21 protein-coding genes are annotated in these 23,874 nt (G+C 70.8%); 11 read left to right on the top strand and 10 right to left on the bottom strand.

Features of this window, described 5'->3' with window-relative positions:
• Window positions 1–83: 83 nt before the first annotated feature.
• From WG922_RS16400 to mnmA, 3 genes are all read left to right on the top strand, one after another.
• Entirely contained in the window at window positions 84–806 is a 723-nt protein-coding gene (locus WG922_RS16400; protein WP_340283838.1) for a hypothetical protein, read from the top strand.
• 70 nt (window positions 807–876) lie between these two features.
• Window positions 877–1,374, top strand: coding sequence for an NUDIX hydrolase (locus tag WG922_RS16395; protein ID WP_340283836.1), 498 nt, complete (start codon window positions 877–879; stop codon window positions 1,372–1,374).
• Window positions 1,375–1,381: 7 nt separating this feature from the next.
• The gene (mnmA, locus tag WG922_RS16390; RefSeq protein WP_340283835.1) at window positions 1,382–2,560 is read left to right on the top strand and encodes a tRNA 2-thiouridine(34) synthase MnmA; all 1,179 of its coding nucleotides are present in this window, start codon (window positions 1,382–1,384) and stop codon (window positions 2,558–2,560) included.
• 232 nt (window positions 2,561–2,792) lie between these two features.
• Here mnmA and ssb read toward each other — a convergent pair whose 3' ends face one another.
• Together ssb and WG922_RS16380 are read right to left on the bottom strand one after the other, a co-directional pair.
• On the bottom strand, window positions 2,793–3,314 hold the full coding sequence (ssb, locus tag WG922_RS16385) for a single-stranded DNA-binding protein (RefSeq protein WP_340283834.1): 522 nt from the start codon (window positions 3,312–3,314) through the stop codon (window positions 2,793–2,795).
• Window positions 3,315–3,345: 31 nt separating this feature from the next.
• Window positions 3,346–4,554, bottom strand: coding sequence for an MFS transporter (locus tag WG922_RS16380; protein ID WP_340283833.1), 1,209 nt, complete (start codon window positions 4,552–4,554; stop codon window positions 3,346–3,348).
• A gap of 226 nt (window positions 4,555–4,780) precedes the next feature.
• Between WG922_RS16380 and uvrA the strand changes: the two genes are divergently transcribed.
• Both uvrA and WG922_RS16370 read left to right on the top strand, forming a co-directional pair.
• Window positions 4,781–7,687: an excinuclease ABC subunit UvrA gene (gene uvrA, locus WG922_RS16375; RefSeq protein WP_340283832.1), complete on the top strand. Its 2,907-nt coding sequence runs from the start codon at window positions 4,781–4,783 to the stop codon at window positions 7,685–7,687.
• A gap of 11 nt (window positions 7,688–7,698) precedes the next feature.
• Window positions 7,699–8,724, top strand: a complete 1,026-nt coding sequence (locus WG922_RS16370) for a metal-dependent hydrolase (protein ID WP_340283831.1) — start codon at window positions 7,699–7,701, stop codon at window positions 8,722–8,724.
• 59 nt (window positions 8,725–8,783) lie between these two features.
• Here the strand turns inward: WG922_RS16370 and pyrF are convergent, their stop codons facing one another.
• The gene (gene pyrF / locus WG922_RS16365) at window positions 8,784–9,611 is read right to left on the bottom strand and encodes an orotidine-5'-phosphate decarboxylase (protein ID WP_340283830.1); all 828 of its coding nucleotides are present in this window, start codon (window positions 9,609–9,611) and stop codon (window positions 8,784–8,786) included.
• A 44-nt stretch (window positions 9,612–9,655) separates the two neighbouring features.
• On the opposite strand from pyrF, the gene WG922_RS16360 reads away from it, so the two are divergent.
• Window positions 9,656–10,534: a DMT family transporter gene (locus WG922_RS16360; RefSeq protein WP_340283829.1), complete on the top strand. Its 879-nt coding sequence runs from the start codon at window positions 9,656–9,658 to the stop codon at window positions 10,532–10,534.
• Between the two features lie 207 nt (window positions 10,535–10,741).
• Here WG922_RS16360 and WG922_RS16355 read toward each other — a convergent pair whose 3' ends face one another.
• Window positions 10,742–13,306, bottom strand: coding sequence for a hybrid sensor histidine kinase/response regulator (locus tag WG922_RS16355; RefSeq protein ID WP_340283828.1), 2,565 nt, complete (start codon window positions 13,304–13,306; stop codon window positions 10,742–10,744).
• A gap of 169 nt (window positions 13,307–13,475) precedes the next feature.
• Here WG922_RS16355 and WG922_RS16350 point away from each other — a divergent pair, with 169 nt between their 5' ends.
• Both WG922_RS16350 and WG922_RS16345 read left to right on the top strand, forming a co-directional pair.
• Complete coding sequence (locus WG922_RS16350; RefSeq protein WP_340283827.1) at window positions 13,476–14,207, top strand: pseudouridine synthase; 732 nt, start codon at window positions 13,476–13,478, stop codon at window positions 14,205–14,207.
• Window position 14,208: 1 nt separating this feature from the next.
• The gene (locus WG922_RS16345) at window positions 14,209–14,847 is read left to right on the top strand and encodes an MBL fold metallo-hydrolase (RefSeq protein ID WP_340283826.1); all 639 of its coding nucleotides are present in this window, start codon (window positions 14,209–14,211) and stop codon (window positions 14,845–14,847) included.
• Window positions 14,848–14,912: 65 nt separating this feature from the next.
• Here WG922_RS16345 and WG922_RS16340 read toward each other — a convergent pair whose 3' ends face one another.
• Entirely contained in the window at window positions 14,913–15,920 is a 1,008-nt protein-coding gene (locus WG922_RS16340; protein WP_445322845.1) for a M48 family metallopeptidase, read from the bottom strand.
• Window positions 15,921–15,952: 32 nt separating this feature from the next.
• Here WG922_RS16340 and WG922_RS16335 point away from each other — a divergent pair, with 32 nt between their 5' ends.
• The 3 genes from WG922_RS16335 (at window position 15,953) to WG922_RS16325 (ending at window position 19,331) form a co-directional block, all read left to right on the top strand.
• Entirely contained in the window at window positions 15,953–17,305 is a 1,353-nt protein-coding gene (locus WG922_RS16335) for an AmpG family muropeptide MFS transporter (protein ID WP_340283825.1), read from the top strand.
• A 108-nt stretch (window positions 17,306–17,413) separates the two neighbouring features.
• The gene (locus tag WG922_RS16330; protein WP_340283824.1) at window positions 17,414–18,127 is read left to right on the top strand and encodes a response regulator transcription factor; all 714 of its coding nucleotides are present in this window, start codon (window positions 17,414–17,416) and stop codon (window positions 18,125–18,127) included.
• Window positions 18,102–19,331, top strand: coding sequence for a sensor histidine kinase (locus tag WG922_RS16325; protein ID WP_445322844.1), 1,230 nt, complete (start codon window positions 18,102–18,104; stop codon window positions 19,329–19,331). The genes WG922_RS16330 and WG922_RS16325 overlap by 26 nt, the downstream gene beginning before the upstream one ends.
• Window positions 19,332–19,430: 99 nt before the next feature.
• Here the strand turns inward: WG922_RS16325 and waaF are convergent, their stop codons facing one another.
• The 5 genes from waaF to radA all read right to left on the bottom strand — a co-directional run bounded on the left by waaF (window position 19,431) and on the right by radA (window position 23,849).
• Window positions 19,431–20,468 (bottom strand): lipopolysaccharide heptosyltransferase II, encoded by a 1,038-nt coding sequence (gene waaF / locus WG922_RS16320; protein WP_340283822.1) that lies wholly within the window; start codon window positions 20,466–20,468, stop codon window positions 19,431–19,433.
• Between the two features lie 207 nt (window positions 20,469–20,675).
• Window positions 20,676–20,894 (bottom strand): zinc-finger domain-containing protein, encoded by a 219-nt coding sequence (locus tag WG922_RS16315; RefSeq protein WP_340283821.1) that lies wholly within the window; start codon window positions 20,892–20,894, stop codon window positions 20,676–20,678.
• Between the two features lie 11 nt (window positions 20,895–20,905).
• The gene (locus WG922_RS16310; RefSeq protein ID WP_340283820.1) at window positions 20,906–21,841 is read right to left on the bottom strand and encodes a branched-chain amino acid transaminase; all 936 of its coding nucleotides are present in this window, start codon (window positions 21,839–21,841) and stop codon (window positions 20,906–20,908) included.
• 47 nt (window positions 21,842–21,888) lie between these two features.
• The gene (locus WG922_RS16305; protein ID WP_340283819.1) at window positions 21,889–22,365 is read right to left on the bottom strand and encodes a glycerate kinase; all 477 of its coding nucleotides are present in this window, start codon (window positions 22,363–22,365) and stop codon (window positions 21,889–21,891) included.
• A 104-nt stretch (window positions 22,366–22,469) separates the two neighbouring features.
• On the bottom strand, window positions 22,470–23,849 hold the full coding sequence (radA, locus tag WG922_RS16300; protein WP_340283818.1) for a DNA repair protein RadA: 1,380 nt from the start codon (window positions 23,847–23,849) through the stop codon (window positions 22,470–22,472).
• Between the last annotated feature and the right edge of the window lie 25 nt (window positions 23,850–23,874).

Genomic DNA, 23,874 nt, shown 5'->3' with positions numbered 1-23,874 from the left:
GTCGTGCTCAAGCCGGGCTTCCTACAAGCAGCCGGGGTCGCGTCTGACATTGCTGAGCAAGGCCGCCGCCAAAAACTGCCCCGATGGCACGACCGGCATACCTCTCCCCCAGCACTGGCGGCGCGCGCGCCAACAACGTGAGCTACCTTGGTGCGGCACGTTGCCGGCGCAAGTTCGAGCTCTATTACCCCGACGGATTCGGCGACGAGGCCTACCTGATCGCCGAGCGCTCGCACAAGGAACGTGCCCACCTGGAGTGGGACGCCGAACTGGGGCCGCACACCCTGCGCAAGCTGCTGGCACGGGGCGAGTACCGGCAGATCGCCGATGCTGCGCTGCGGGTCGAATCGCGTACCAACCTGCTCTTTTCGTTCGAGAAAATGGCGCTTCGCGACGCCTTGCGCCCGCCCGCCGGGGCGCGCCTGTTCGCGCACGAGCTCTATGCCTTCCTCTGGGGCCGCGGCTCACCGCAGCGGCGCTTCGAGGACTGGGTCCAGGCGCTGTCGGAACTGCCGCGCGCCCGTGGCCGCGTGCTGACCTGGCCGGTGGCGACCGCCTTCGGCTTCATCGCCCGCCCCGACCGCCACCTGTTCCTCAAGCCGCGGGTCACGCGCACTGCGGCGCGCGCCTACGGCTTCGACCTGCCCTACGACCCGACGCCTTCCTGGCGCGTGTACGAGGGTCTGATGACGTTCGGCGCCATCATCCGGCGCGACCTCGACCGGCGCCTCGGGCTGCGCGCGCGCGACATGATCGATGTCCAGTCTTTCATCTGGGTGCAGGGTGCGCAGGAGTACGCCGCCTGAAGCGAGACCCAGCGGCTTCGCGACACCGCCCCACCCGACCGCGTCCGCGACGCCCCGATAATCGCGCCGCATGACGCAACGGTGGAAACCCAATGCCACGGTGGCCGCCATCATCGAGCGCGAGGGCCGCTACCTCCTGGTGGAAGAACAGACCGCACAGGGGCTGAAGCTCAACAACCCCGCAGGCCACCTGGAGCCCGGCGAGTCGCCGATGGCCGCCTGCAGCCGCGAGGCACTCGAGGAAACCGGCCACGAGTTCATGCCGCACGCGCTGGTCGGCATCTACCTCGCGCGCGAGCGCCGCGGCGATGCAGGGGAGGACGTCACCTACCTGCGCTTCGCGTTCCGCGGCGCCCTCGGCCGCCACGACCCCGGCCGCGCCCTGGACGCGGGCATCGTGCGCACGGTGTGGCTCACGGCCCAGGAGGTGCGCGACAGCGTGGCGCGGCACCGCAGCCCGCTGGTGCTGCGCTGCGTCGAAGACCACCTGGCAGGGGTCAGCCATCCGCTGACGCTGCTGCACGTCGATGCCTCCGTCACCGCGAAGGCCGCAGACCGGCTGGGATAATCGGCCGATGGCATTGAGCAGACAGCGCGTGGTGGTGGGCCTGAGCGGCGGGGTCGATTCGGCCGTGTCGGCCTGGCTGCTCAAAGCGCAGGGACACGAGGTGGTCGGCATCTTCATGAAGAACTGGGAAGACGACGACGACAGCGAGTACTGCTCGTCCAACGCCGACTTCGTCGATGCGGCCAGCGTCGCCGACGTGATCGGCATCGAGATCGAACACGTCAACTTCGCCGCCGACTACAAGGACCGGGTCTTCGCCGAATTCCTGCGTGAATACCAGGCCGGGCGCACGCCCAACCCCGACGTGCTGTGCAATGCCGAGATCAAGTTCAAGGCCTTCCTCGACCACGCGATGCGGCTCGGGGCCGAAAAGATCGCCACCGGCCACTACGCCCGGGTGCGCGAACGCGGCGGCGCCTTCGAGCTGCTCAAGGGGCTCGACCCCTCCAAGGACCAGAGCTACTTCCTGCACCGGCTGAACCAGGCGCAGTTGTCGCGCACCCTGTTTCCCGTGGGCGAGATGCACAAGAGCGAGGTGCGCCGGCTGGCCGCCGAGATCGGGCTGCCCAACGCCCGCAAGAAAGACTCCACCGGCATCTGCTTCATTGGCGAGCGTCCGTTCCGCGAGTTCCTGGGCAAATACCTGAGCAAGGCGCCCGGCCCGATCAAGGACGAGCGCGGGCGCACCCTGGGCGAACACCAGGGACTGAGCTTCTACACGCTCGGCCAGCGTCAGGGCCTGGGCATCGGCGGCGTCAAGGCCCGGGGTGCCGCCCGGGGCGGCGGCGAGCACGCGCCCTGGTTCGTCGCGCGCAAGGACGTCGAACGCAACGTGCTGTGGGTGGTGCAGGGCCATGACCATCCGTGGCTGCTGTCGCAGCGCCTGGATGCGGCCGACGCGAGCTGGGTCGCGGGCCAGCCGCCGGCGCCGGGGCCGTATGCCGCCAAGACCCGCTACCGGCAGCAGGACGCCCCCTGCCGGTGTGTGCCGCGGGCCGAGGGCGGCTTCGCGCTCGCGTTCGCCGAGCCCCAGTGGGCGGTGACACCCGGACAGTCTGCCGTCCTGTACGACGGCGAGGTGTGCCTGGGCGGCGGCGTGATCGCCGCTCCGGCCCAAGGGGAAACAGTGCCCGCCGGACGCGACACTTCCATGCGCGGAATCAGCACCGCCGCTCCCCAGGGGTAGGTTTCGCGTCCCTGACGCAGGCGCGGGACGGTGGCGGGGGGCGGAGCCTGCCGGCGTTGCGCTGCGGCAGGGCGCGGCTGCGGTGTTGCTGCGAAGGTGGATTCCATCGACGGCGTGGAAGCCCCGTGCGATGCCTGTCTTGCACGGAGCGACGGACACGCCCCTGCGGCACAGGAGCATCGAGCGCATCGACCGCCGAGGCGCCTGGTGCGGGCAGACCCGCGGAGCTCCGTCAGAACGGAATGTCGTCGTCCATGTCGCTGAAGTCCTGCGCCGGCTGGCGCGGGGCGGCGGCGGGGCGCTGCGGGGCGCCACCAGGACGCTGCTGCGCCGGCGCCGCGGCCCGGCGTTGCGGCGCGCCGCCGCCGCCAAACTCGTCGTCACCCCCACCGCCGGCTCCGCCCGGACCGCCCATGCCTTCGCGCCCGCCGAGCAGCTGCAGCTCGGTGGCGATGATGTCCACCGTATTGCGCTCCACGCCGTCCTGCCCGGTGTACTTGCCGTACTTCAGGCGCCCCTCAACGTAGATCGGACGGCCCTTCTTCACGTACTCGCCGGCGATCTCGGCCAGGCGGTCGTAGAAGGTGACGCGGTGCCACTGGGTGTCCTCGACCGTTTCGCCGCTGCTCTTGTCCTTGCGCCGGCTGGAGGTGGCGACGCTCACGTTGGCCACGGCCTGGCCGGACGGCAGGTACCGGATTTCGGGATCGCGGCCGCAGTTGCCGACGAGGATGACTTTGTTGACGGATGCCATGGCGGGAGTTCCTCCGGAATGATCGCTTGGATTATGTCGCCTGCGCCTCGTCGGCCAGCGTCTCCTCGGGCGTCTTGGCCCGCTGCGGGGCACGCATCGGCCAGGCCACGACGAGCCACAGCACCACCAGCGCCGCGCAGGCGCCGAAGACGCCGTGCGGGCCGGCGTACTTGACCAGCCAGCCGCCGAGCACGCCACCGGCGAAAAAGCCGAGCGACTGCAGCGTGTTGTAGACGCCCAGGGCCGCGCCGCGGGCGTGGGGCGGCGCCACGCGCGATGCCATGCTCGGCTGGCTGGCCTCCAGCACGTTGAACGCGCAGAAAAACAGGAACAGCAGCACCGCGAGCTCCGTCACGCCGGGGCGGCTGGTCACCAGCAGCAGCCCGAGCTGCACCATGCCGATGAGGCCGACCGACCAGAGGAAGACCGCCCGCAGATAGCCGCGGCGCTCCATCGGGAACAGCAGCGCGGCCATCACGACGAAGGACGCCAGGACCGTCGGCAGGTACACCTTCCACTGGTCCTCGGCAGCGAGGCCGGCGGCCACCAGCAGGCCCGGAACGGCCACCCACATCGCCAGCTGCACCGCATGCAGCACGAACACGCCCACGTTGAGCCGCAGCAGCGGCCCGTGGTTCAGCACCTCGGACATCCGCCCGCGCGGCGCGTTCTTGTGCTGCTCGGGCTCGGGCGGAGTCCACCAGAGCACGATGGCGATACAGCCCAGCGCCAGCACGCCCGTGATCGCGAAGAGCCCGCCCAGACCCACCGCGGCGGCGAGCACCGGCGCGGCCACCAGCGACAACGCGAACATCATTCCGATGCTGGCGCCCACCAGCGCCATCGCCTTGGTGCGCACCTCGTCGCGGGTCTGGTCGGCCAGCAGGGCCGTGACCGCTGCCGATACGGCACCCGCGCCCTGCAGCGAGCGCCCCACCACCAGCCAGCCGAGGTTGGTGGCGCCCGCCGCGACGAAGCTGCCGATGGCGAACAGCAGCAGTCCGAGCACGATGGTGCGCTTGCGCCCGAAGCGGTCGGAAGCGAGCCCGAAGGGAATCTGCAGCACGCCCTGGGTCAGGCCGTAGATGCCCATGGCCAGGCCGACCAGCGCCGGATCGTCGCCGCCGGGGTAGCGCGCAGCCTCCAGCGCGAACACGGGCAGGACCAGGAAGAGCCCGAGCATGCGGGCGGCGAAGATGCTGGCAAGCGAGCCGCTCGCGCGCAGCTCGAGCGGCGTCATGCGGGTCGAAGCGGGGCGGGACGGGGAAGGAGGGGAAGCGGAGGGTCTCACGAACGGGGCGGCAGGCTGAGGCGTCACGGGCGGGCCGCGAGGCCCGACTAGCCAGCTATTGTGAGCGATGGCGGCAACCCCTTCGGGGGCGGCGCAGGCGGTCCACCGGCGCGCCGCGGCTGGCCGGCGCCACCTCCGGCCCTATCATGTCGGGTTTACCTTTCGAAGCCCGAGCTTGAACTCCTCCGCCGACGGCGCCTACCTCGGCGATGCACTGCAGCAGCAGCGCATCGCCATCCGCGGCGCGCGCACGCACAACCTGAAGAACGTCGATCTCGACATTCCGCGCAACCGGCTGGTGGTGATCACCGGCCTGTCGGGCTCCGGCAAGTCCTCCCTGGCGTTCGACACGCTGTACGCCGAGGGCCAGCGCCGTTATGTGGAAAGCCTGTCCGCGTACGCCCGGCAGTTCCTGCAGCTGATGGACAAGCCCGACGTGGACGTCATCGAAGGGCTCTCGCCGGCCATCGCCATCGAGCAGAAGGCCACCAGCCACAACCCGCGCTCCACCGTGGGCACGGTCACCGAGATCCACGACTACCTGCGGCTGCTGTTCGCCCGCGCCGGGACACCGCACTGCCCCACCCACGAGCTGCCGCTCGCAGCGCAGACCGTCTCGCAGATGGTCGATGCGGCGCTGGCGCTGCCTCCCGAGACCCGGCTGATGGTCCTGGCGCCGGTCGCACGCGAGCGCAAGGGCGAATTCGGCGAGCTGTTCGCGCAGATGCAGGCGCAAGGCTATGTGCGCTTCCGCGTCGATGGCGAGATGGTCGAGGCCGAGCAGCTGCCCGCGCTCAAGAAGACCGGCAAGCACGACATCGACGTGGTGATCGACCGGCTCAAGGTGCGTCCCGAGGTGCAGCAGCGCATGGCCGAGAGCCTGGAGGCCGCGTTGCGACTGGCCGAGGGCCGTGCCGTCGCGCTCGAAATGGACAGCGGCCGCGAGCACCTGTTCAACGCGAAGTTCGCCTGCCCGGTGTGCCACACCTCCATCGGCGAGCTGGAGCCGCGGCTGTTCTCGTTCAACTCCCCTGTCGGCGCCTGCCCGCACTGCGAAGGGCTGGGACACATGGAGTACTTCGATCCGCAGCGCGTGGTGGCCTTTCCCTCGCTGTCGCTCGCCTCCGGCGCGATCAAGGGCTGGGACCGGCGCAATGCCCACTATTTCAGCCTGCTCGAAAGCCTGGCTCGGCACTACGGCTTCGACGTGGAAGCGCCCTTCGAATCGCTGCCGGCTGCGGTGCAGCACGCCATCCTGCACGGCTCCGGCGACGAGGCGATCAAGTTCAGCTATGTGCTGGAGTCCGGCGGTTCGGCGGGCCGCAAGGTGAGCAAGAAGCACCCGTTCGAGGGGGTGATTCCCAACCTGGCGCGGCGCCTGCGCGAAACCGATTCGCCGGCCGTGCGCGAGGAGCTCGGGCGCATGCGCAGCCTGCAGCCCTGCCCCGAATGCCACGGCACCCGGCTGCGCGCCGAGGCGCGGCACGTGCGCCTGGGCACGGGCGCCACGGCGCGCACCATCCATGAGGTCAGCCGCGCCACCCTGCGCGAGAGCCATGCGTATTTCGCGGGCCTGCACCTGCCCGGCTCGAAAGGCGAGATCGCCGACAAGGTGGTGCGCGAGATCGCCGCGCGCCTGCGCTTCCTGAACGACGTGGGTCTGAACTACCTCAGCCTCGATCGCAGCGCCGAGACCCTGTCCGGGGGCGAGGCCCAGCGCATCCGCCTGGCCAGCCAGATCGGCTCGGGCCTCACGGGGGTCATGTACGTGCTGGACGAACCGAGCATCGGCTTGCACCAGCGCGACAACGATCGCCTGATCGAAACGCTCAAGCACCTGCGCGACCTCGGCAACAGCGTGCTGGTGGTCGAGCACGACGAAGACATGATCCGCGCCGCCGACCACGTGATCGACATGGGGCCGGGCGCGGGCATCCACGGCGGCCGCATCATGGCGCAGGGCACGCCCGAGCAGGTGGAGGCCACCAGCGAATCGCTCACCGGCCGCTACCTCGCCGGCAGCCTGGCCATCGCCGTACCCGCTCGGCGGCGGCCCTGGGCGCCCGTGGCGGGCGGCAAGCCGGGCGAGCTCCAGCGCCTGGCCATCCGGGGCGCACGCGGCAACAACCTGCGCGGCGTGGACATCGACATCCCGGTGGGGCTGCTCACCTGCGTCACCGGCGTGTCCGGCTCGGGCAAATCGACGCTGGTGAACGACACCCTGTATGCCGCCGTGGCACGCACCCTCTACCGCTCGCACGAGGAGCCGGCCGCGTACGACGACATGGAAGGCCTCGAGCATTTCGACAAGGTCATCAACGTCGATCAGTCTCCCATCGGCCGCACGCCGCGCAGCAACCCGGCCACCTACACGGGCCTGTTCACACCCATTCGCGAACTGATGGCCGACACCAACACGGCCAAGGAACGCGGCTACGGGCCCGGCCGCTTCTCCTTCAACGTGCCGGGCGGGCGCTGCGAGGCCTGCGAGGGCGACGGCGTGGTGAAGGTCGAGATGCACTTCCTGCCCGACGTCTACGTGGCCTGCGACGTCTGCCGGGGCGCCCGCTACAACCGCGAGACCCTGGAGGTGCAGTGGAAGGGCCGCAACATCGCGCAGCTGCTCGACATGACGGTGGAGGACGCACTCGCGTTCCTCAAGCCGGTGCCGACGATCGCGCGCAAGCTGCAGACGCTGATGGACGTGGGCCTGAGCTACCTGAAGCTCGGCCAGGCAGCCACCACCCTGTCGGGCGGCGAGGCACAGCGCGTGAAGCTGGCGCTGGAGCTGTCCAAGCGCGACACCGGCCGCACGCTCTACATCCTGGACGAGCCCACCACGGGCCTGCATTTCGCCGACATCGACCTGCTGCTGCGCGTGGTGCACCAGCTGCGCGACGCCGGCAACACCATCGTCGTGATCGAGCACAACCTGGACGTCATCAAGACCGCCGACTGGGTCATCGACATGGGCCCTGAAGGCGGATCGGGCGGTGGGCGCGTGGTGGTCGCCGGTACCCCCGAGCAGGTGGCCGCGCACCCGGACAGCCACACCGGCCGCTACCTGCAGCGCTTGCTGTAGCGTTCGCAGCCATGGATTCCGTCTCGCAGTTCGCCCTGGGTGCCGCAGTGGGCGCCGCCGTCATGGGGCGGCGCACCGCCCTCTGGAAAGCCGCGCTGTGGGGCGGCATCGCCGGCACCCTGCCGGACCTCGACTCCTTCCTCGACTACGGCGACGCGGTGCGCAACATGACCTTCCACCGCAGCCACAGCCATGGGCTGTTCTGGCTCACGCTGGGCGCTCCGGCGCTGGGATGGCTGGCCAGCCGCGCCGGCGGCCCGCGCGACGCGTTCCGACGCTGGTGGCTGGCGATGTGGCTCGCCCTGGTCACGCACCCGCTGCTCGACACGATGACCGTCTACGGGACCCAGCTGCTGCAGCCGTTTTCCGACCATCCTTTCGCGATCGGCAGCATCTTCATCATCGATCCGCTCTACACGCTACCCCTGCTGGTGGGGCTCGCGGCGGCGCTGGCAAGCCGCCGGCCATCGGGGCGGCGCTGGAACCACCTGGGGCTGGGCCTGGCGACGCTGTACCTGGCGTGGAGCATGGCGGCGCAGTGGCAGGTGCGCCAGGTGGCGCAGGACAGCCTGGCGGGCACGGCAGCTTCGGGCGCGCCCATGCTGGTGACCCCGGCCCCCTTGAACACCCTGCTGTGGCGCGTGGTCGTGATGCAGGACGACCACTTCCTCGAAGGCTTTCATTCGCTGCTCGATCCGCAGCGCCGCGTGGTCTTCCGGCGCTTCGAGCGCGACGCCGCGCTGCGCGAGCAACTGCGCGAGTTCGAGCCGGTGCGGCGGATGGCCGCGTTCACGCACGGCTTCTACAAGGTGCACGCCGAGGGCGACCTGGCCTACGTGACCGACCTGCGCATGGGACAGGAGCCGGGTTACGTGTTCTCGTTCTGGGTGGCGCGCCACGACACGCGCTGGGTGCCGGTCGTGCCGATCAACGCCGGCTGGCGCGGCGACGTGCGCGAGGGACTGGCGTGGACCTGGGAGCGCATGCTGGGCCGTCACGACCGACCCTGGGACGGCGCGGGGCGCTGGAGCCACTGACGCGCGGGCCCGCCGGTCATGACAGGACGCCGGAGGTGCGTGCGAACCGGCGGGGGCTCTCAGGTGCCCCGCGCAGCCTGCAGCAACTCGCGCGTTCTGAGGGCCTCGCGGCGCGCGGCTTGCGCGAAGTCCTCGCCCGAGGATGCATAGAGGATGGCGCGCGACGAGTTCACCGCGATCGGCGCGTCCGGGCGCCAGCCGGCGCGCACGGTTGCCACCGCGTCGCCGCCCTGTGCCCCGACGCCGGGAATCAGCAGCGGCAGGCGGGGCGCAACCTCGCGCACGCGCTCGATTTCGGCCGGATAGGTGGCGCCCACCACCAGCCCCAGCTGTCCGTTGAGGTTCCAGGGGCCCTGGGCCAGGCGTGCGACGTGTTCGTACAGCAGCGGCTCGCCGGCAACGGAAGCCAGCCGCTGGTTCTGCAGGTCGTCGCCACCGGGGTTGCTGGTGCGGCACAGCAGGAACGCGCCCTTGCCGGCGTGCTCGAGGTAGGGCTGGACCGAGTCGAATCCCATGAACGGTGACAGGGTCACGGCGTCGGCGCCGTAGCGCTCGAAGGCTTCGCGGGCGTACTGCTCGGCGGTGGATCCGATGTCACCGCGCTTGGCGTCCAGGATGACAGGCACGTGCGGAGCGTTGCGCCGCAGGTGCTCCATGAGCTGCTCCAGCTGCGCTTCCGCGCGGTGCGCGGCGAAGTAGGCGATCTGCGGCTTGAAGGCGATGGCGAGATCGGCCGTGGCGTCGGTGATGCGGGCGCAGAACTCGTAGATGCGGCTCGCGTCGCCCTTCAGGCGGGCCGGGAAGCGCGCGGGCTCGGGGTCCAGCCCCACGCACAGCATGGAGCCGTTGCGCTGCTGCGCGCCCAGCAGCATCTCGATGAAGGTCATGGCCGGCGATTGTAGGAGCGGCCCCGGGCGCACAATGCCTTGCCATGCCGCTGCTGAGCCGTCAACAACTCGTCCTGCTGGTCCTGCTCACGCTCACCTGGGGCCTCAACTGGCCGGTGATGAAGCTGGGCGTGACCGACTTCCCACCGCTCGGGTTCCGGGCCCTGTCGATGTGGCTGGGCCTGCCGGTGCTGGCCTGCGCGCTGCTGGTGCTCAAGGTGCCGTTTCGCATCGCCAGGCCGCACTGGCCGGCGCTGCTCTGGCTCACCGTCACCAACATGCTCGTGTGGCACGTGTGCATCATCCTCGCGCTGCGCCACCTCTCCAGCGGGCGTGCCGCGATCCTGGGCTACACCATGCCCATCTTCTCGGCCCTGATCGGCGCCTGGCTCTACTCGGCGCGGCTCACGCCCCGCGGCTGGACCGGCGTCGGTGCGGCGGCCCTGGGCGTGTTGCTGCTGCTGTGGCACGAAGCCGTGCAACTTGCCGGCCGTCCGCTGGGCGTGGGGCTGGCCCTGGTCGCCGCCTGCGTGTGGGCGCTGGGCACGCAGCAGTTGCGGCGCAGCCGCATCGAAGCGCCCACGCTCACGCTGTCGTTCTGGATGACCGTGCTGACCACACTGTGCATGTCGGCCCTGACCTTCGGTTTCGAGCGCGCCGACTGGCACCACCCGAGCGATGCCACCTGGGGTGCCATCGCCTTCAACGCCGTGCTGATCTTCGGCTTCGCGCAGGCAGCCTGGTTCTCGCTGGCGCGCGGTTTGCCGCCGCTGGCCTCGACGCTGAGCATCATGCTGATCCCGGTGCTCGGCGTGTTCAGCGGAGCCGTCTGGCTGGGCGAGGTGCTGCACTGGCAGGACTGGGCGGCCGTGGGCCTCATGACCGTGGCGATCGGCTCGGTGCTGTGGCCGGCGCGATCCTGAACGCAGGCGCTTCGCTCCGGCGTGACTTCTCGCGTCGCCCTGCCTCGCCTCGCCTCGCCTCGCCTCACCTCACCTCACCTCGACCCGCCTCGCGTATCGCAGTCGCAGTCACTCGTTCGCGCACCGATCAACGCCCGGTGAGGACCGACCACCAGCACCGGACCGCCAGCGGGAGCTCGCCTCCCGGATCGTGTGGTCCGCACGGGCCTAGAGGCTCGCCAGCGTCCGCTCGAGGATGTGGATGTCCGCCGGCTTGGGCAGGTGCACGTCGAACCCCGCGGCGCTGGAGCGCCGGCGGGCCTGTTCGTTGGCATACCCCGACAGCGCGATCAGGTAGGTCGCACGCAACTCGGGCGCCGCCCGCAACGCCTGGGCCACACCGTAGCCGTCGATCTCGCCGGGCAGGCCGATGTCCGAGATGACGACATCGGGGCGGAAGGCGTGCGCCGCGGCGACGCCCGACTCGCCGTCGTAGGCCAGCCGCACGGTGTGGCCGCCCATCTCCAGCAGCTCGCCGAGCGAGCGTGCGGCATCCTCGTTGTCTTCGATCACCAGCACCCGCAGGCCCTTGCAGTCCGTGAGCACGCGCTCGGAGGTGCCGCCGCTCGCCTGCTGGCTGGCCGACAGGGGAAGGCGCAGGGTGAAGGTCGAGCCGTGGCCCACGCCGTCGCTGTCGGCGGCGACGCCGCCGCCATGCAGCTCGACCAGGCCCTTGGTGAGCGCCAGGCCCAGGCCGAGCCCGCCCTTGGAGCGCGCGAGGTCCTGCCGCGCCTGGCTGAAAGGATCGAACAGCCGCTGCATGAGCTCGGGCTCCATGCCCACGCCCGTGTCCACCACCCGCACGATGGCCATGCGCCGGGTGGAGTCGGCCTCGACATGCACCTCGACCTGGCCGCCGCGTTCGGTGAAGCGCGCCGCGTTGTTCAGGAGGTTGCCGATCATCTGCGCGAGCCGCACCGGATCGCCATCAACCCAGATCGGGTGCGGCGCGCTGCGCACGTGCAGGCGCAGGCCGGCGGTCTCCAGGCTGCTGCGGTAGTCCTCGGCGGTCTGGCGCGCGACGGCGGCAAGGTCGCAGCGCTCCCTTTGCAGCGCGAGCTTGCCGCGGGCGATGCGCGAGACGTCGAGCAGGTCGTCGATCAGCCGCGACATGTGCGTCACCTGCCGCTCGATCACCTCGCGTGCGCGGTCCTGGCGCGGCTCCTGGCCGCCCACCCGGCGCAGGATCTCCACCGCGGTGCGCACCGGCGCGAGCGGATTGCGCAGCTCGTGCGCAAGCAGCGCGATGAACTCGTCCTTGCGCCGGTCGGCCTCGTGCAGCGACTGCTGGGCCTCCAGCTGCTCGGTGATGTCGGTGTTGGTGCCGAACCAGCTCACGATGCGCCCGGACTGGTCGCGCAGCGGGAAGGCACGCGAGAGGAACCAGCGGTAGTGGCCGTCGCGCCCGCGCAGCGGGAAGGTGTCTTCCCAGGGGCTGCCGCTTTCCACGTGACGGTTGAACTTGTCGAGCGCGCGGTCGCGGTGTTCGGGATGGTGGGCGCGGCGCCAGCCCTCCTCGGCCGGTGCGAGCGCGCTCGCGCCGGTGAACTCGTACCAGCGGCGGTTGAACCACTGCATGGCACCGTGCCGGTCGGTCATCCAGGCCAGCTGGGCGATGTTGTCGGCCAGCGCCTTGAAGCGCATCTCGCTTTCTTTCAGGGTGGTCGAGCGCTCCTGCAGCAGCCCGGCTGCGGCCTGCAGCGCGCTGCCGACGGCCGCTGCCTCCTTGATGTGCATCTCGGGCAGCGCGATCTCGCGACCGGCACCGAGCTCGGAGGCGGCCCCGCTGAGCGATTCGAACGACGTGCCGATACGCCGCCCCATGTGCCGCGCCAGCAGCATGCCGGCTGCGAACAGCACCACGATCCCGAAGCCGAGCAGGGCCGACGTACGCACCACGTCGCCCACCATCACGGACTGCGGAATACCGATCGCGACGCCCCAGTTGGTGATGGGCGAGCGGCTGAAGAAGGACGACACCGGCGTGCCGTCCAGCGTGGTGAAGCGGCCGCTGCCCTCGTTGGCCACCTGCAGCAGCCTCATGAGACCGTCGGCGACGCGCCGGCCCACGTACTGCCGCGAATCCTGGGCGCGGGCCACCAGCATGCCGCTGCCGTCGAAGATGGCTGCGTACCAGTCCTGCGGCAGTCCCTGGACGCGCAGCAGTCGGTCGAACTGTTCCGGCTCGACGCCGATGCCGAGCGCATAGCGCACCTCGTCGTTCACCAGCACCGGCACATCCACGCTCATCATGTGGCGCCCCAGCTCGGGCGCGACCACCAGGTCGGACACGGTGGGCTGGCTGGTCTCGAAGACGTGCTGCACCAGTTCGGGCTGCAGAACCTCCGGAAGGGGCTCGCCCCAGGGCACGGCGGTATTGATCAGCTGATGGCCGGCCTGGTCGCGCACCACCACATGGCTGCCCAGCCCGACCTGCGTCATCACCTTCAGCGCCTGCTGGTGGAAGCGCGCCAGGTCGCCCTGGGCGAGCGCAGTGGAGGTGGCCAGCGACTGCGCCACGGCCTGCACCTTCAGCAAGTGGTTGTCGGTGGCCTGGGCCAGGGCGCGGGCCGTGAGGATGGTGCTCTTTTCCTGGTCGGCGCGTGCCTGCCGGTACTGGTGGCCGAACAGCGCGACGGCGCCGAGCACGCCCGGCAGCAGGCAGGCCAGTACGAGCCAGATCAGATAGGTTCTCACCGTCCAGCGGGCGGGACGGGACTTGGATACGGTCATCGTGTGTGAAGCGCTCCCTCGCGCAGGGGCCGGACTGTCGCAGCATGGGCGGCCCAGCGCAAATCTGCTCCGTTTACCCTCCGGATGAGCAAGGAAAAGCGCAGCAGCCGGCGGCTCGGCCGGCGCTGCCGCACATCACAATGCATCTCACTGGCCATCAGCTTTCCCCATGCATGAGCACGCTCCACTCACGGTTCTATACCTCGACCGTTCGCTGATCGCGATTGACAAGCCGGCCGGTCTTCTGGTGCATCCAAGCGGCCTCGACGCGCACGAAAGCAGGACCGCCCTGGATCTGCTGCAAGCCCAGCAGGGCGAGCGCCTCTGGCCCCTGCACAGGCTCGACAAGGCCACCAGCGGTGTGCTGCTGATGGCGCGCAGCGCGCAGGCGGCGGCGCACTGGGGTGCGGCCTTTGCGGCGGGCAGCGTGCGCAAGCATTACCTGGCCCTGGTGCGGGGCTGGCCGGACGCCAGCGGCACCGTCGCGCATCCGCTGGCACGCGACCCGGAGCGGCCTTCGGCCGGCCAGGAGCACCGCGCCGCGCTGACGCACTACGAGTGCCTCGCCTGCTTCGACTGGCCCTTCAGCGCCGACGGGCGCCATCCCAGCAGCCGCTACGCCCTGGTGCGTATCGAGCCGCACACGGGGCGGCGCCACCAGATCCGCAGGCATTTCAAGCACATCGCCCACCCGCTGGTCGGGGACACTACCCACGGCAAGGGCGCGCACAACCGCGCCGTGGCCGCCTGGCTGGGCGTGCAGCGCCTGTGGCTGCATGCCGAATCGGTCGAGCTCGCGATGGCCGGGGGGCCGCTGCGCATCCGCGCGGCTGCGGGCCCCGAGTGGGCGCCCCTGCTCGCGCAGGCCCAGGGCGCCGGCAGCGCCGCACAATCGCGCTGACATGCTGAGCACCCTCACTCTCCCCGTCACGCCTTTTGCCCAGAACTGCTCCCTGCTGTGGGACGACGCGACGCGCCAGGCCGCCGTGATCGACCCGGGCGGCGAGCTGGACCGCCTGCTCGCCGAGGTCGGGCGGCGCGGGCTGCGGCTCGAACAGGTCTGGCTGACCCACGGCCACATCGACCATGCAGGAGGTGCCGGCGAACTGGCCGCGCGTCTGGCGCTGCCGATCATCGGACCGCACGAGGCCGACCGCTTCTGGATCGACGCGCTGCCCGAGCAGAGCCGGATGTTCGGCTTCCCTCCAGCGCAGCCCTTCACGCCCACACGCTGGCTGCAAGATGGCGACACGGTCGCGCTTGGACAACATGTTCTGGCGGTGCGGCACTGCCCCGGGCACACGCCCGGACACGTGGTGTTCCACTCGTCCGAGCTCAAGCGCGCCTTCGTCGGCGACGTGCTGTTCGCCGGCAGCATCGGCCGCACGGACTTTCCGCAAGGCGACCACGCCACGCTGATCCGCAGCATCACGCAGCGCCTGTGGCCGCTGGGCGACGACACCGTGTTCGTCCCGGGCCACGGGCCCGAAAGCAGCTTCGGCGAGGAGCGACGCAGCAATCCGTACGTGCGCGGCACCTGAACAAGGCAGCAGCGTGACTGCTGCTGCTGCTGCGTCAGTGCCGGCAGCGGGTGCGCACGCGCTGTCTACCGGATGATGGGGATGCCACCCTGCTCGGGCGGAGGCCTGCCGGCAGGCCGGCCGGCGGCGCTCGCCGGCGCACTGGCGGCCGGACGGCCCGCGGCACTCGCAGGCGGTCGGGCGCTGCTCGCCACCGGTGCACTGCCGCGCCCCCGCGCCTGCTCGTACAGGCCCTGAACCCGGGGGATGTTCTCGCGCAGCCGCGCCATCCGTGCCGGGCCGCTCGGGTGGGTCGAGAGGAAGCCCGGCCCCTGGCTGCCGCCGGAGGCGCGGCCCATCTTCTCCCACAGCGAGAGCGACGCCCGTGGGTCGTAGCCGGCGCGAGCGGCCAGTTCCAGGCCGACCAGATCCGCCTCGATCTCGTCTTCGCGGCTGAAGCGCAGCGACAGCAGCTGCGTGCCGATGTTCGCCGCCATGTCGCCGAACTGCCCCAGCCCGAGCACTTGCGCCAGCACCGAGAGGCCGATACCGGTGCCCTGGGTTTTTGCGATGCGCTCTCCGGCGTGCTCGCGCAGTGCGTGCGCCATCTCGTGCGCCAGCACCATCGCAGCCTCATCCTCGGTCAGGTTGAGCTTTTCGATGAGGCCCGTGAATGCGGCAATCTTGCCCCCGGGCATGACGAACGCGTTGATCTGCGGGCTGTTGATGAGGTTGACTTCCCAGCGCCAGGAATTGGCCCGCTTGTTCCATTGCGCCGCGTGTGGAATGAGCCGCGCGACGATGCTGCGCAGGCGCTGCAAGGTGGGATTGCTGTCGCTGGCGAGAACGCCCTTCTGGCGCGCCTGCCCGATCAGTTGCGCGTACTCCTGGGCAGCTGCAGCCTCGAGCTCGGCGGCAGGTACGAGGCCGCGCATGCTGGAGGGACGCCCCACATCGACCTGGGCCATGGCCGGTGCGAGCGCGGACGCGCCGGCGATCGCCACACCGGCACCCAGGAAGCCCCGGCGCGACATGCTGTTGGGCCGGGCATAAGGGCGGTCCTGCGAGGCCCCGATGAAGCAGAGCTGGCACATGCGGCCCATCATAATGAGCGCCGCAGCCCCCCATGTCAGACAACATCACCACCCCGACCCGGACCGGGCGCCTCGACGAATGGGTCGCCGCCCTGCGCGTCTACCTCGAGCCCTCCACCTGGCGCATGCTGTTCCTCGGCTTCTCAGCCGGGCTGCCGCTGCTGCTGGTGCTGGGAACCCTCAGCTTCCGCCTGCGCGAGGCCGGACTGGACCGCACCACCATCGGCTATCTCTCCTGGGTGGGACTGGCCTACGGTTTCAAATGGGCCTGGGCGCCGCTGGTGGACCGCCTCCCGATCCCGGGGCTCACCGCTGCGCTGGGGCGACGGCGCAGCTGGCTGCTCGTGTCGCAGCTCGCCATTGCGCTGGGCCTGGCCGGCATGGCGCTGTGCGACCCCCGCACGCAGCTGCAGGCCGTGGTCTGGTTCGCCCTGGTGGTGGCCTTCGCTTCCGCCACCCAGGACATCGCACTCGACGCCTTCCGCATCGAATCGGCCGACACCGAGCGGCAGGCCGCGCTGGCCGCGGCCTACCAGACCGGTTACCGGCTGGCGATGATCTGGGCCGGCGCCGGCGTGCTGTGGATCGCAGCGCGGGCCGAGGTGGCGCCGGCGGTGGCCGGGGCACAGGCCGCCTACCAGGACGGCGCGTGGCGGGTGGCCTACCTTGCCATGGCGGCCTCGATGGCGGTGGGCGTGGCCACCGTGCTGCTCTCGCCCGAGCCCGTCCGGCGTGTGCTGCCGCCCGCGCGCGGCCTGACGGCCTGGCTGCGCGAGGCGGTGGTCGAACCCTTCGCCGACTTCGTGCGCCGCTACCGCTGGCAGGCGGCGCTGGTGCTCGCGCTGATCGCGGTCTACCGGATCAGCGACGTGGTGATGGGCATCATGGCCAACCCCTTCTACGTGGACATGGGCTACACCAAGGACGAAGTCGCGGCCGTCACCAAGGTGTACGGCGTCGCCATGACCCTGGCCGGCGCCTTCATCGGCGGCGTGCTCGCGCTGCGCCTGGGCGTGATGCGGGTGCTGATGCTCGGCGCGGTGCTCAGTGCCGCCACCAACCTGCTGTTCGCATGGCTGGCGTCCCGCGGCCACGACCTGCAGGCCCTGGTGATGGTCATCTCCGCGGACAACCTGGCCTCGGGCATCGCGTCGGCGGCGTTCATCGCCTACCTCTCCGGACTCACCAACGTGAGCTATTCGGCCACGCAATACGCGCTCTTCAGCTCGGTCATGCTGCTGCTGCCGAAATGGCTGGCCGGCTTCTCGGGCCAGGCCGTGGACGCCTGGGGCTACTCCACCTTCTTCCTGGCCACCGCCTGCCTGGGCGTGCCCGTGCTGCTGCTGGTGGCCCTGGCGGCACGGGTGCGACCGCGCGGCGCCTGAGCGGGCCCGACTCACCGGACGGCCGTTTACCGCCTGTTTACAGCGCGCGCGCCGTGCGCCGCGCCCGCCGGTGACAGAATGGCCCCGCCAGCCTCGACCACGACCCTCATGCCCCACCTGCTGATGATCGAAGACGACGCCCGCCTCGCGCAGATGGTGGGCGAGTACCTGGAGCAATCGGGGTTCAGCCTGACCCACGCCCTGGACGGCAAGGCCGGCCTGGCCCTGCTGGAGCCGCCGCCCGCGGGCGGGCTGCCCGCGCTGGTGATCCTCGACCTCATGCTGCCGGACATGGACGGCCTGGAGGTGTGCCGGCGCTTGCGTGCGCTGCCCTCCGATGCCGCCCGGCTGCCCGTCCTGATGCTCACCGCCAAGGGCGACCCGATGGACCGCATCATCGGACTCGAGATGGGTGCGGACGATTACCTGCCCAAGCCCTTCGAGCCGCGTGAGCTGCTGGCGCGCATCCGCGCGGTGCTGCGCCGGCGCGGCGAGGGCCAGGCGCCCGCGGCCCGGATCCTGCGCTTCGGCTCGCTGGAGATCGACCGCGACGCGCGCACCGTAACCCTGGGCGGGCGGCCCTGCGAGATCACCTCCTATCAGTTCGACCTGCTCGCCGCCCTGGCCGAGCGCGCCGGCCGCGTGCTCACGCGCGACCAGATCATGGAGGCGGTGCGCGGCCGCGAGCTGGAGGCCTTCGACCGCTCCATTGATGTGCACATGGGACGCATCCGGGCCGCCATCGAGGACGACGCCAAGAACCCGCGCCGCATCCTCACGGTGCGGGGGGTGGGCTATGTCTTTGCCAAGCAGCAGGACTGAGCGCCCGGCGCGGCGCCTGCAGCTGCCGCTGTACCTGCGCCTGTGGCTGGCGGTGGTGGCGGCCGTGGCCGTCATCACGCTCTTCTTCGGCTGGCTCTGGCAGGCCAGCAGCGAGCCGCGGCCCCTGCGCGAGGTGATCATCCGCAACCAGCAAGGAGAGGTGCTGGGGCAGGTGCGGGTGCGTCCGGTGTTCGTGCCGGGCGAAGGCATCGAGTTTCCGGTCGCCATGCGCGACGGCAGCACGGTGGTGGTGCAGATGCCGCCCCGGCCGCGCAGCCCCGGCGAAGGCCCGCTGCCGCGCCGCTGGCTGCGCGGCGGCTCGGGCCTGCTGTGGATGCTGGGCATCGCGGCCCTTGCAGTGGCGGTCGGCAGCTACCCGGTGGTGCGGCGGCTGACGCAGCGGCTGGATGCGCTGCGCGCCGGCGTCGAGCGCTGGGGCGCGGGCGACCTGAGCGCGCGGGTGGACGAATCCGGCTCGGACGAGGCCGCGTACCTGGCGCGCCGTTTCAACCACGCGGCCGAGCGCGTCGAGCAGCTGGTGCAGAGCCACAAATCGCTGCTGGCCAACGCCTCGCACGAGCTGCGTTCGCCGCTGGCGCGCATCCGCATGGGCGTGGAGTTGATGGAGCGCAGCAGCGACACGGGAGCCGCGCGCGCCGAGATCGCCCGCAACATCGCCGAACTCGACCAGTTGATCGACGAGATCCTCCTGGCGAGCCGGCTGGACGCCCGCGCCGCGGACGTGGAGCCGCACGAAGCCGTCGATCTCACCGGCCTTGTCGCCGAGGAATGCGCGCGCAGCGGCGCCGAACTGCTGGTGTCGCAGGACGGTCGGGCCGTCATGGTCGATGGGGTGCCGCGGCTGCTGCGCCGCGTGGTGCGCAATCTGCTCGAGAACGCCAGGCGCTATTCCAGCGGCCCGGTCACCGCGGCCGTGGGCGCGGTGGCGGGCGAAGCCACGCTGCAGGTGTGCGACCAGGGTCCGGGCGTGCCGCCGGACCAGCGCGAGCGCATCTTCGAGCCGTTCTACCGCCTGCCCGGCGCCAGCGAGCGCTCCGGCGGCGTCGGGCTCGGACTGGCGCTGGTGCGCTCCATCGTCGAGGGCCACGGCGGCACGGTGCGCTGCGAAGGCGCCGAGGGCGGCGGCGCACGCTTCGTGGTGCGGCTGCCGGCATCGCAGACCGAGCCCGTCGCGGGCGTCTAGCGGGGCGGAGCGCGACGGGGCTGGGCCGCGGTGGCCGGCAGCGCGTGGCGTTGGTCGAGAGGCCGGCAGTCTCAGCGATCGCCCGCAGCGCCGGCCCGGTCAGGAAGCGCTGGCCAGGGCCTTTTGCACGCGCCCGGGCGGCAGGTCGTGCAGGCAGCGGTGATGTCCGAGGGGGCACTCGCGTTCAAAGCAGGGTGCGCAGTCCAGCGGCGGCTGGTAGGCAGGATCGTTCTTGAGCCACAGCACCTGCGCCCGAGCGTTCAGCGGCGGCGTGTGCAGCGGGCTGGTGGAGCCGAACAGGGCCACCTGCGGCACGCCGAACGCCGCGGCCACGTGCATGAGCCCGGAATCGTTGCTGACCATGGCGCGCGCCCCCGCGATCAGGGCGAACGCGTCCAGCAGGGACGTCTTGCCGGCCAGGTTCACGCACCGGCCCGGCGCAGCCTGCGCGATCTCCTCGCACAGCGGCGCCTCCTTGCCCGAGCCGAGCAGCACGGCGGGTGCGTCGAGCCCGGCCGCGAGCTGCGCGTAGTGGGCCGGCGGCCAGCGCTTGGAACCACCGAATTCGGCCCCCGGCGCGAAGGTGTAGTAGCCCCGGACCTGCAGGGCATGCGCCTGGGCCGCGCGCTCGACGGCGCCGGGCGGCAGCGCCAGCCGGGGTCGGTCGTTCTCGATGCCGGGCTCGCCGCTCAGGGCCGAGTAGAAGGCCACCATGGGAAGCTTGCCGCGGGGGTTCTTGAGTCGGTGCGTGAGCAGCCCGACGCGGGCCTCACCCAGATAGCCGACGCGATGCGGAATGCTCGCCAGGAACGGCAGCAGCGCGCTCTTGAGCGAGTTGGGCAGCACATAGGCCGTTTCAAAGCGCCCGTGCAACTCACGCGCCAGCGAGCGCCGCGCGGCGAACTGCAGCCCGCCGTGCTGGAAGGGGAACTCGATGACGGAATCGACCTGCGGCATGGCCCGGTACACCGGCGCCACCCAGGGCAGGGCACCGACCGTGAGCCGCTCGCCCCGCGCGGCCAGCCGGCGCAGCAGCGGCTCGGTCATGACGGCATCGCCGATCCACTGGGGTGCGACCACGAGGCTGTGGCTCGCAGGCGTTGGCCTTGGTGCGGTGCGGCGGTGCAAGAGGGTCATCATGGGAGGAAGCAGGCTCACAGGATGCGGGCGGTCTGGCCCCGGCGTGCGCCCAGGAAGGCTGCGCGCGGGTACGCGGCACGCCCGCGGCAACGCAGGGGGCGCGACGCGGCAGCCCTGGCGCGCAGCGCCGGTCGAGGCCGCTCCTTGGCGCTGGCCTCTCGTGGGTGCTGCGCGTCGGCTGCGCCGATGCCGGCCCGGCCGGGCTCAGTGCCCCGCGCCGAAATGCTCTCCCGCCTTCAGCTTGTAGACCGTGCCGCAGTAGGGGCAGCGTGCCTCGCCGGTGGTGGCCACGTCGAGGTAGATGCGCGGATGGGTGTTCCACAGCTTCATGTCGGCCTTGGGGCTGGGACAGAACACGCCGCCGTTGGCGTTGAGGTCCTTGCCGAGCAGCTCGACGACGGCTTCCTTGCGGGTGGCGGTCATGCAGCGGGCCCTCAGACGCGGGTGAGCCAGTGGGCGTACTTGGGGTTGCGGCCGTTGACGATGTCGAAGAAGGCCGACTGGATCTTCTCCGTCAGGGGACCGCGGGCGCCGGCGCCGATCTGCACCCGGTCGAGTTCGCGGATGGGCGTGACCTCGGCCGCGGTGCCGGTGAAGAAGGCCTCGTCGCAGATGTAGACCTCGTCGCGCGTGATGCGCTTCTGCACGATCTCGATGCCGAGGTCGGCGCAGATGTGGAACACCGTGTTGCGCGTGATGCCGTTGAGCGCGCCGGCCGAAAGGTCGGGCGTGTAGATCTTGCCGTCCTTGACCAGGAAGATGTTCTCGCCGGCGCCTTCGCTCACGAAGCCCGAGCTGTCCAGCAGCAGGGCCTCGTCGTAGCCGTCGTCCACCGCCTCCATGTTGGCCAGGATGGAGTTGGAGTAGTTGGAGACCGCCTTGGCCTGCGTCATCGTGATGTTCACGTGGTGGCGGGTGTAGCTGGAGGTCTTCACGCGGATGCCGCGCCTGAGCCCTTCCTCTCCGAGGTAGGCACCCCAGGCCCAGGCGGCGACCATCAGGTGCACGCGGTTGCCCTTGGGGCTCACGCCGAGCTTCTCGGAGCCGTACCAGGTGAGCGGGCGCAGGTAGCAGCTCTCGAGCTTGTTGGCGCGCACGACCGCCTTCTGTGCCTCGTTGACTTCCTCCTTGCTGAAGGGAAGTGTCATGCGCAGGATCTTGGCGCTGTTGAACAGGCGGTCGGTGTGTTCCTTCAGGCGGAAGATGGCCGTGCCGTCGGACGTGTTGTAGGCCCGTACGCCCTCGAAGGCGCCGCAGCCGTAATGCAAGGTGTGGCTCAGGACGTGGATCTTGGCGTCGCGCCAATCGACCATTTCACCGTCCATCCAGATCTTGCCGTCGCGGTCGGCCATGCTGGGAACAACGCTCATGTCTCGTCCTTCGGAGTCAGGTGTGGGGAAGCAGCAAACCGCCGATTTTAGTGGCCCGACGCTGTGCTCGATTCGCGCTGGGAAGCCGTCGCCGCCTGCACGGCCTGCGGCTGCGCGCCGGCGGGGTCGGCAGCGGGCTCGGGCCTCTGCAGGGTCCATCTCACAAGGCGGCCGTCGGCGAACTCGCAGGTGACGCTCGAGCCGCCCGGGTCGGTCCAGCGAAACACCTCGGGCTGCTGGTCTTTGGGCGAGAGCGGCTCGCCCAGGGAGCGCGTCATGGCCATCACGTGCAGCAGGGTGGACCGCGGCTTGAGCTTCGCGTTGAGCATCACGGCGCTGCCGACCCAGCCCACGGGCCGGTCTGCGGCCTGCTTGAGCACGTGCATCAGCCGCGTGAAATGCAGCAGCAGCCACATCAGCAGCCCCCCGCTGGCGATGGCCAGGCCCGGGGCGCCGTAGGCGCGCCAGGCGGCGCCCAGTACCACCACGGCCATTACGGGAATGAGGATTCGTTGCCAGTTCATAGGGGCGGATTGTCTCGCGGCGCACGCGCGCACCTGTTGCGGGGAGTGCGTACCGCCGTGCAAGTCGCGTGTGCGGCGTGGGTGGACCGGTGGCGCCGCCAGCATCAGCCGAGCCCGCGCACGACCTCCATCGCCTCCTCGATGCGCTCGACCGGATGAATGGCCAGCCCTTCTATCTCGCGGCTGCCTTTTTTCGGCGCGTTGGCCTTGGGCACCACCGCCACCGAAAACCCGAGCTTGGCCGCCTCGCGCAGGCGCTCCTGGCCGCGAGGCGCGGGCCGCACCTCACCGGCCAGGCCCACTTCGCCGAAGGCGATGAAGCCCTTGGGCAGCGCCCGCCCCCGCAGGGACGAGGTGATGGCCAGCATCACGGCCAGGTCGGCCGCCGGCTCGCTGATGCGCACGCCGCCCACGGCGTTGACGAACACGTCCTGGTCCATGCAGGCCACGCCTGCGTGGCGGTGCAGCACCGCCAGCAGCATCGCCAGGCGGTCGCGCTCCAGGCCCACCGACAGGCGGCGCGGGCTGGGGCCGCCGCTGTCGACCAGAGCCTGGATCTCCACCAGCAGCGGACGCGTTCCCTCCAGCGTCACCAGCACGCAGCTGCCGGGCACCGGCTCGCTGTGCTGCGACAGGAAGATGGCGCTGGGATTGGCGACGCCCTTGAGGCCGCGCTCGGTCATCGCGAAGACGCCGATCTCGTTGACGGCGCCGAAGCGGTTCTTGATGGCCCGCACCAGCCGGAAGCTCGAATGCGTATCGCCCTCGAAGTACAGGACCGAATCGACCATGTGCTCCAGCACCCGCGGGCCGGCGAGCGCGCCCTCCTTGGTCACATGGCCGACCAGCACGATGCAGGTCCCGCTGGCCTTGGCGGCGCGGGTCAGGTGCGCCGCGCACTCGCGCACCTGCGCCACCGAGCCGGGCGCCGAGGTGAGCTGGTCCGAGTACACGGTCTGGATCGAGTCGATCACCGCCACCGCCGGCTGCAGGGTCTGCAGCGTGCCCAGGATCTTCTCGAGCTGGATTTCGGCCAGCACCTGCACGCGCGAGTTGTCCAGCCCGAGCCGGCGCGAGCGCAGCGCCACCTGCGCGCCCGATTCCTCCCCGGTGACGTACAGCGCCGCCACGCCGGCGCGCTGCAGTGCATCGAGCGCCTGCAGCAACAGCGTCGATTTGCCGATGCCGGGATCGCCGCCGATCAGCACCACCCCGCCTTCCACGATGCCGCCGCCGAGCACCCGGTCGAGCTCGTCGATGCCGGTGGGCGTGCGCGCCACCTCGGTGGCCTCGATGTCGGCGAGCACCGCCACCGCGGCGGTCTTCGCCAGCGCGGCGAAGCGGTTGCGCCCTCCTGCGGCGGCGCCCTCGGGCGCGGTCTCGACCAGCGTGTTCCAGGCCTCGCAGTGCGGGCATTTGCCGAGCCAGCGCGGGCTGCTGCCGCCGCATTCGCTGCAGGTGTAGACGGTTTTTTCCTTGGCCATGGGCGGGGATTGTCCGGGACCGGCG

Origin of the sequence: Ramlibacter sp. AN1015 (genome assembly GCF_037726105.1) — a bacterium.
Lineage (GTDB): Bacteria > Pseudomonadota > Gammaproteobacteria > Burkholderiales > Burkholderiaceae_C > Ramlibacter.
Note: the sequence above shows the minus strand (reverse complement) of the source record. Positions and strands in the feature narration are given on the sequence as shown.

What these genes read in the sequence shown, in the direction of transcription:
- WG922_RS16325 (WP_445322844.1), top strand. Translation starts at nt 18,102, where the DNA reads ATGTCTTTGCCAAGCAGCAGGACTGAGCGCCCGGCGCGGCGCCTGCAG.
- ssb (WP_340283834.1), bottom strand. Translation starts at nt 3,314, where the DNA reads ATGGCATCCGTCAACAAAGTCATCCTCGTCGGCAACTGCGGCCGCGAT.
- pyrF (WP_340283830.1), bottom strand. Translation starts at nt 9,611, where the DNA reads ATGACCTTCATCGAGATGCTGCTGGGCGCGCAGCAGCGCAACGGCTCC.
- WG922_RS16345 (WP_340283826.1), top strand. Translation starts at nt 14,209, where the DNA reads ATGCTGAGCACCCTCACTCTCCCCGTCACGCCTTTTGCCCAGAACTGC.
- WG922_RS16360 (WP_340283829.1), top strand. Translation starts at nt 9,656, where the DNA reads ATGCCGCTGCTGAGCCGTCAACAACTCGTCCTGCTGGTCCTGCTCACG.
- WG922_RS16310 (WP_340283820.1), bottom strand. Translation starts at nt 21,841, where the DNA reads ATGAGCGTTGTTCCCAGCATGGCCGACCGCGACGGCAAGATCTGGATG.
- waaF (WP_340283822.1), bottom strand. Translation starts at nt 20,468, where the DNA reads ATGACCCTCTTGCACCGCCGCACCGCACCAAGGCCAACGCCTGCGAGC.
- WG922_RS16350 (WP_340283827.1), top strand. Translation starts at nt 13,476, where the DNA reads ATGCATGAGCACGCTCCACTCACGGTTCTATACCTCGACCGTTCGCTG.
- radA (WP_340283818.1), bottom strand. Translation starts at nt 23,849, where the DNA reads ATGGCCAAGGAAAAAACCGTCTACACCTGCAGCGAATGCGGCGGCAGC.
- WG922_RS16330 (WP_340283824.1), top strand. Translation starts at nt 17,414, where the DNA reads ATGCCCCACCTGCTGATGATCGAAGACGACGCCCGCCTCGCGCAGATG.
- WG922_RS16380 (WP_340283833.1), bottom strand. Translation starts at nt 4,554, where the DNA reads ATGACGCCGCTCGAGCTGCGCGCGAGCGGCTCGCTTGCCAGCATCTTC.
- WG922_RS16335 (WP_340283825.1), top strand. Translation starts at nt 15,953, where the DNA reads ATGTCAGACAACATCACCACCCCGACCCGGACCGGGCGCCTCGACGAA.
- WG922_RS16395 (WP_340283836.1), top strand. Translation starts at nt 877, where the DNA reads ATGACGCAACGGTGGAAACCCAATGCCACGGTGGCCGCCATCATCGAG.
- WG922_RS16400 (WP_340283838.1), top strand. Translation starts at nt 84, where the DNA reads ATGGCACGACCGGCATACCTCTCCCCCAGCACTGGCGGCGCGCGCGCC.
- WG922_RS16355 (WP_340283828.1), bottom strand. Translation starts at nt 13,306, where the DNA reads ATGACCGTATCCAAGTCCCGTCCCGCCCGCTGGACGGTGAGAACCTAT.
- WG922_RS16315 (WP_340283821.1), bottom strand. Translation starts at nt 20,894, where the DNA reads ATGACCGCCACCCGCAAGGAAGCCGTCGTCGAGCTGCTCGGCAAGGAC.
- mnmA (WP_340283835.1), top strand. Translation starts at nt 1,382, where the DNA reads ATGGCATTGAGCAGACAGCGCGTGGTGGTGGGCCTGAGCGGCGGGGTC.
- WG922_RS16370 (WP_340283831.1), top strand. Translation starts at nt 7,699, where the DNA reads ATGGATTCCGTCTCGCAGTTCGCCCTGGGTGCCGCAGTGGGCGCCGCC.
- WG922_RS16340 (WP_445322845.1), bottom strand. Translation starts at nt 15,920, where the DNA reads ATGTGCCAGCTCTGCTTCATCGGGGCCTCGCAGGACCGCCCTTATGCC.
- WG922_RS16305 (WP_340283819.1), bottom strand. Translation starts at nt 22,365, where the DNA reads ATGAACTGGCAACGAATCCTCATTCCCGTAATGGCCGTGGTGGTACTG.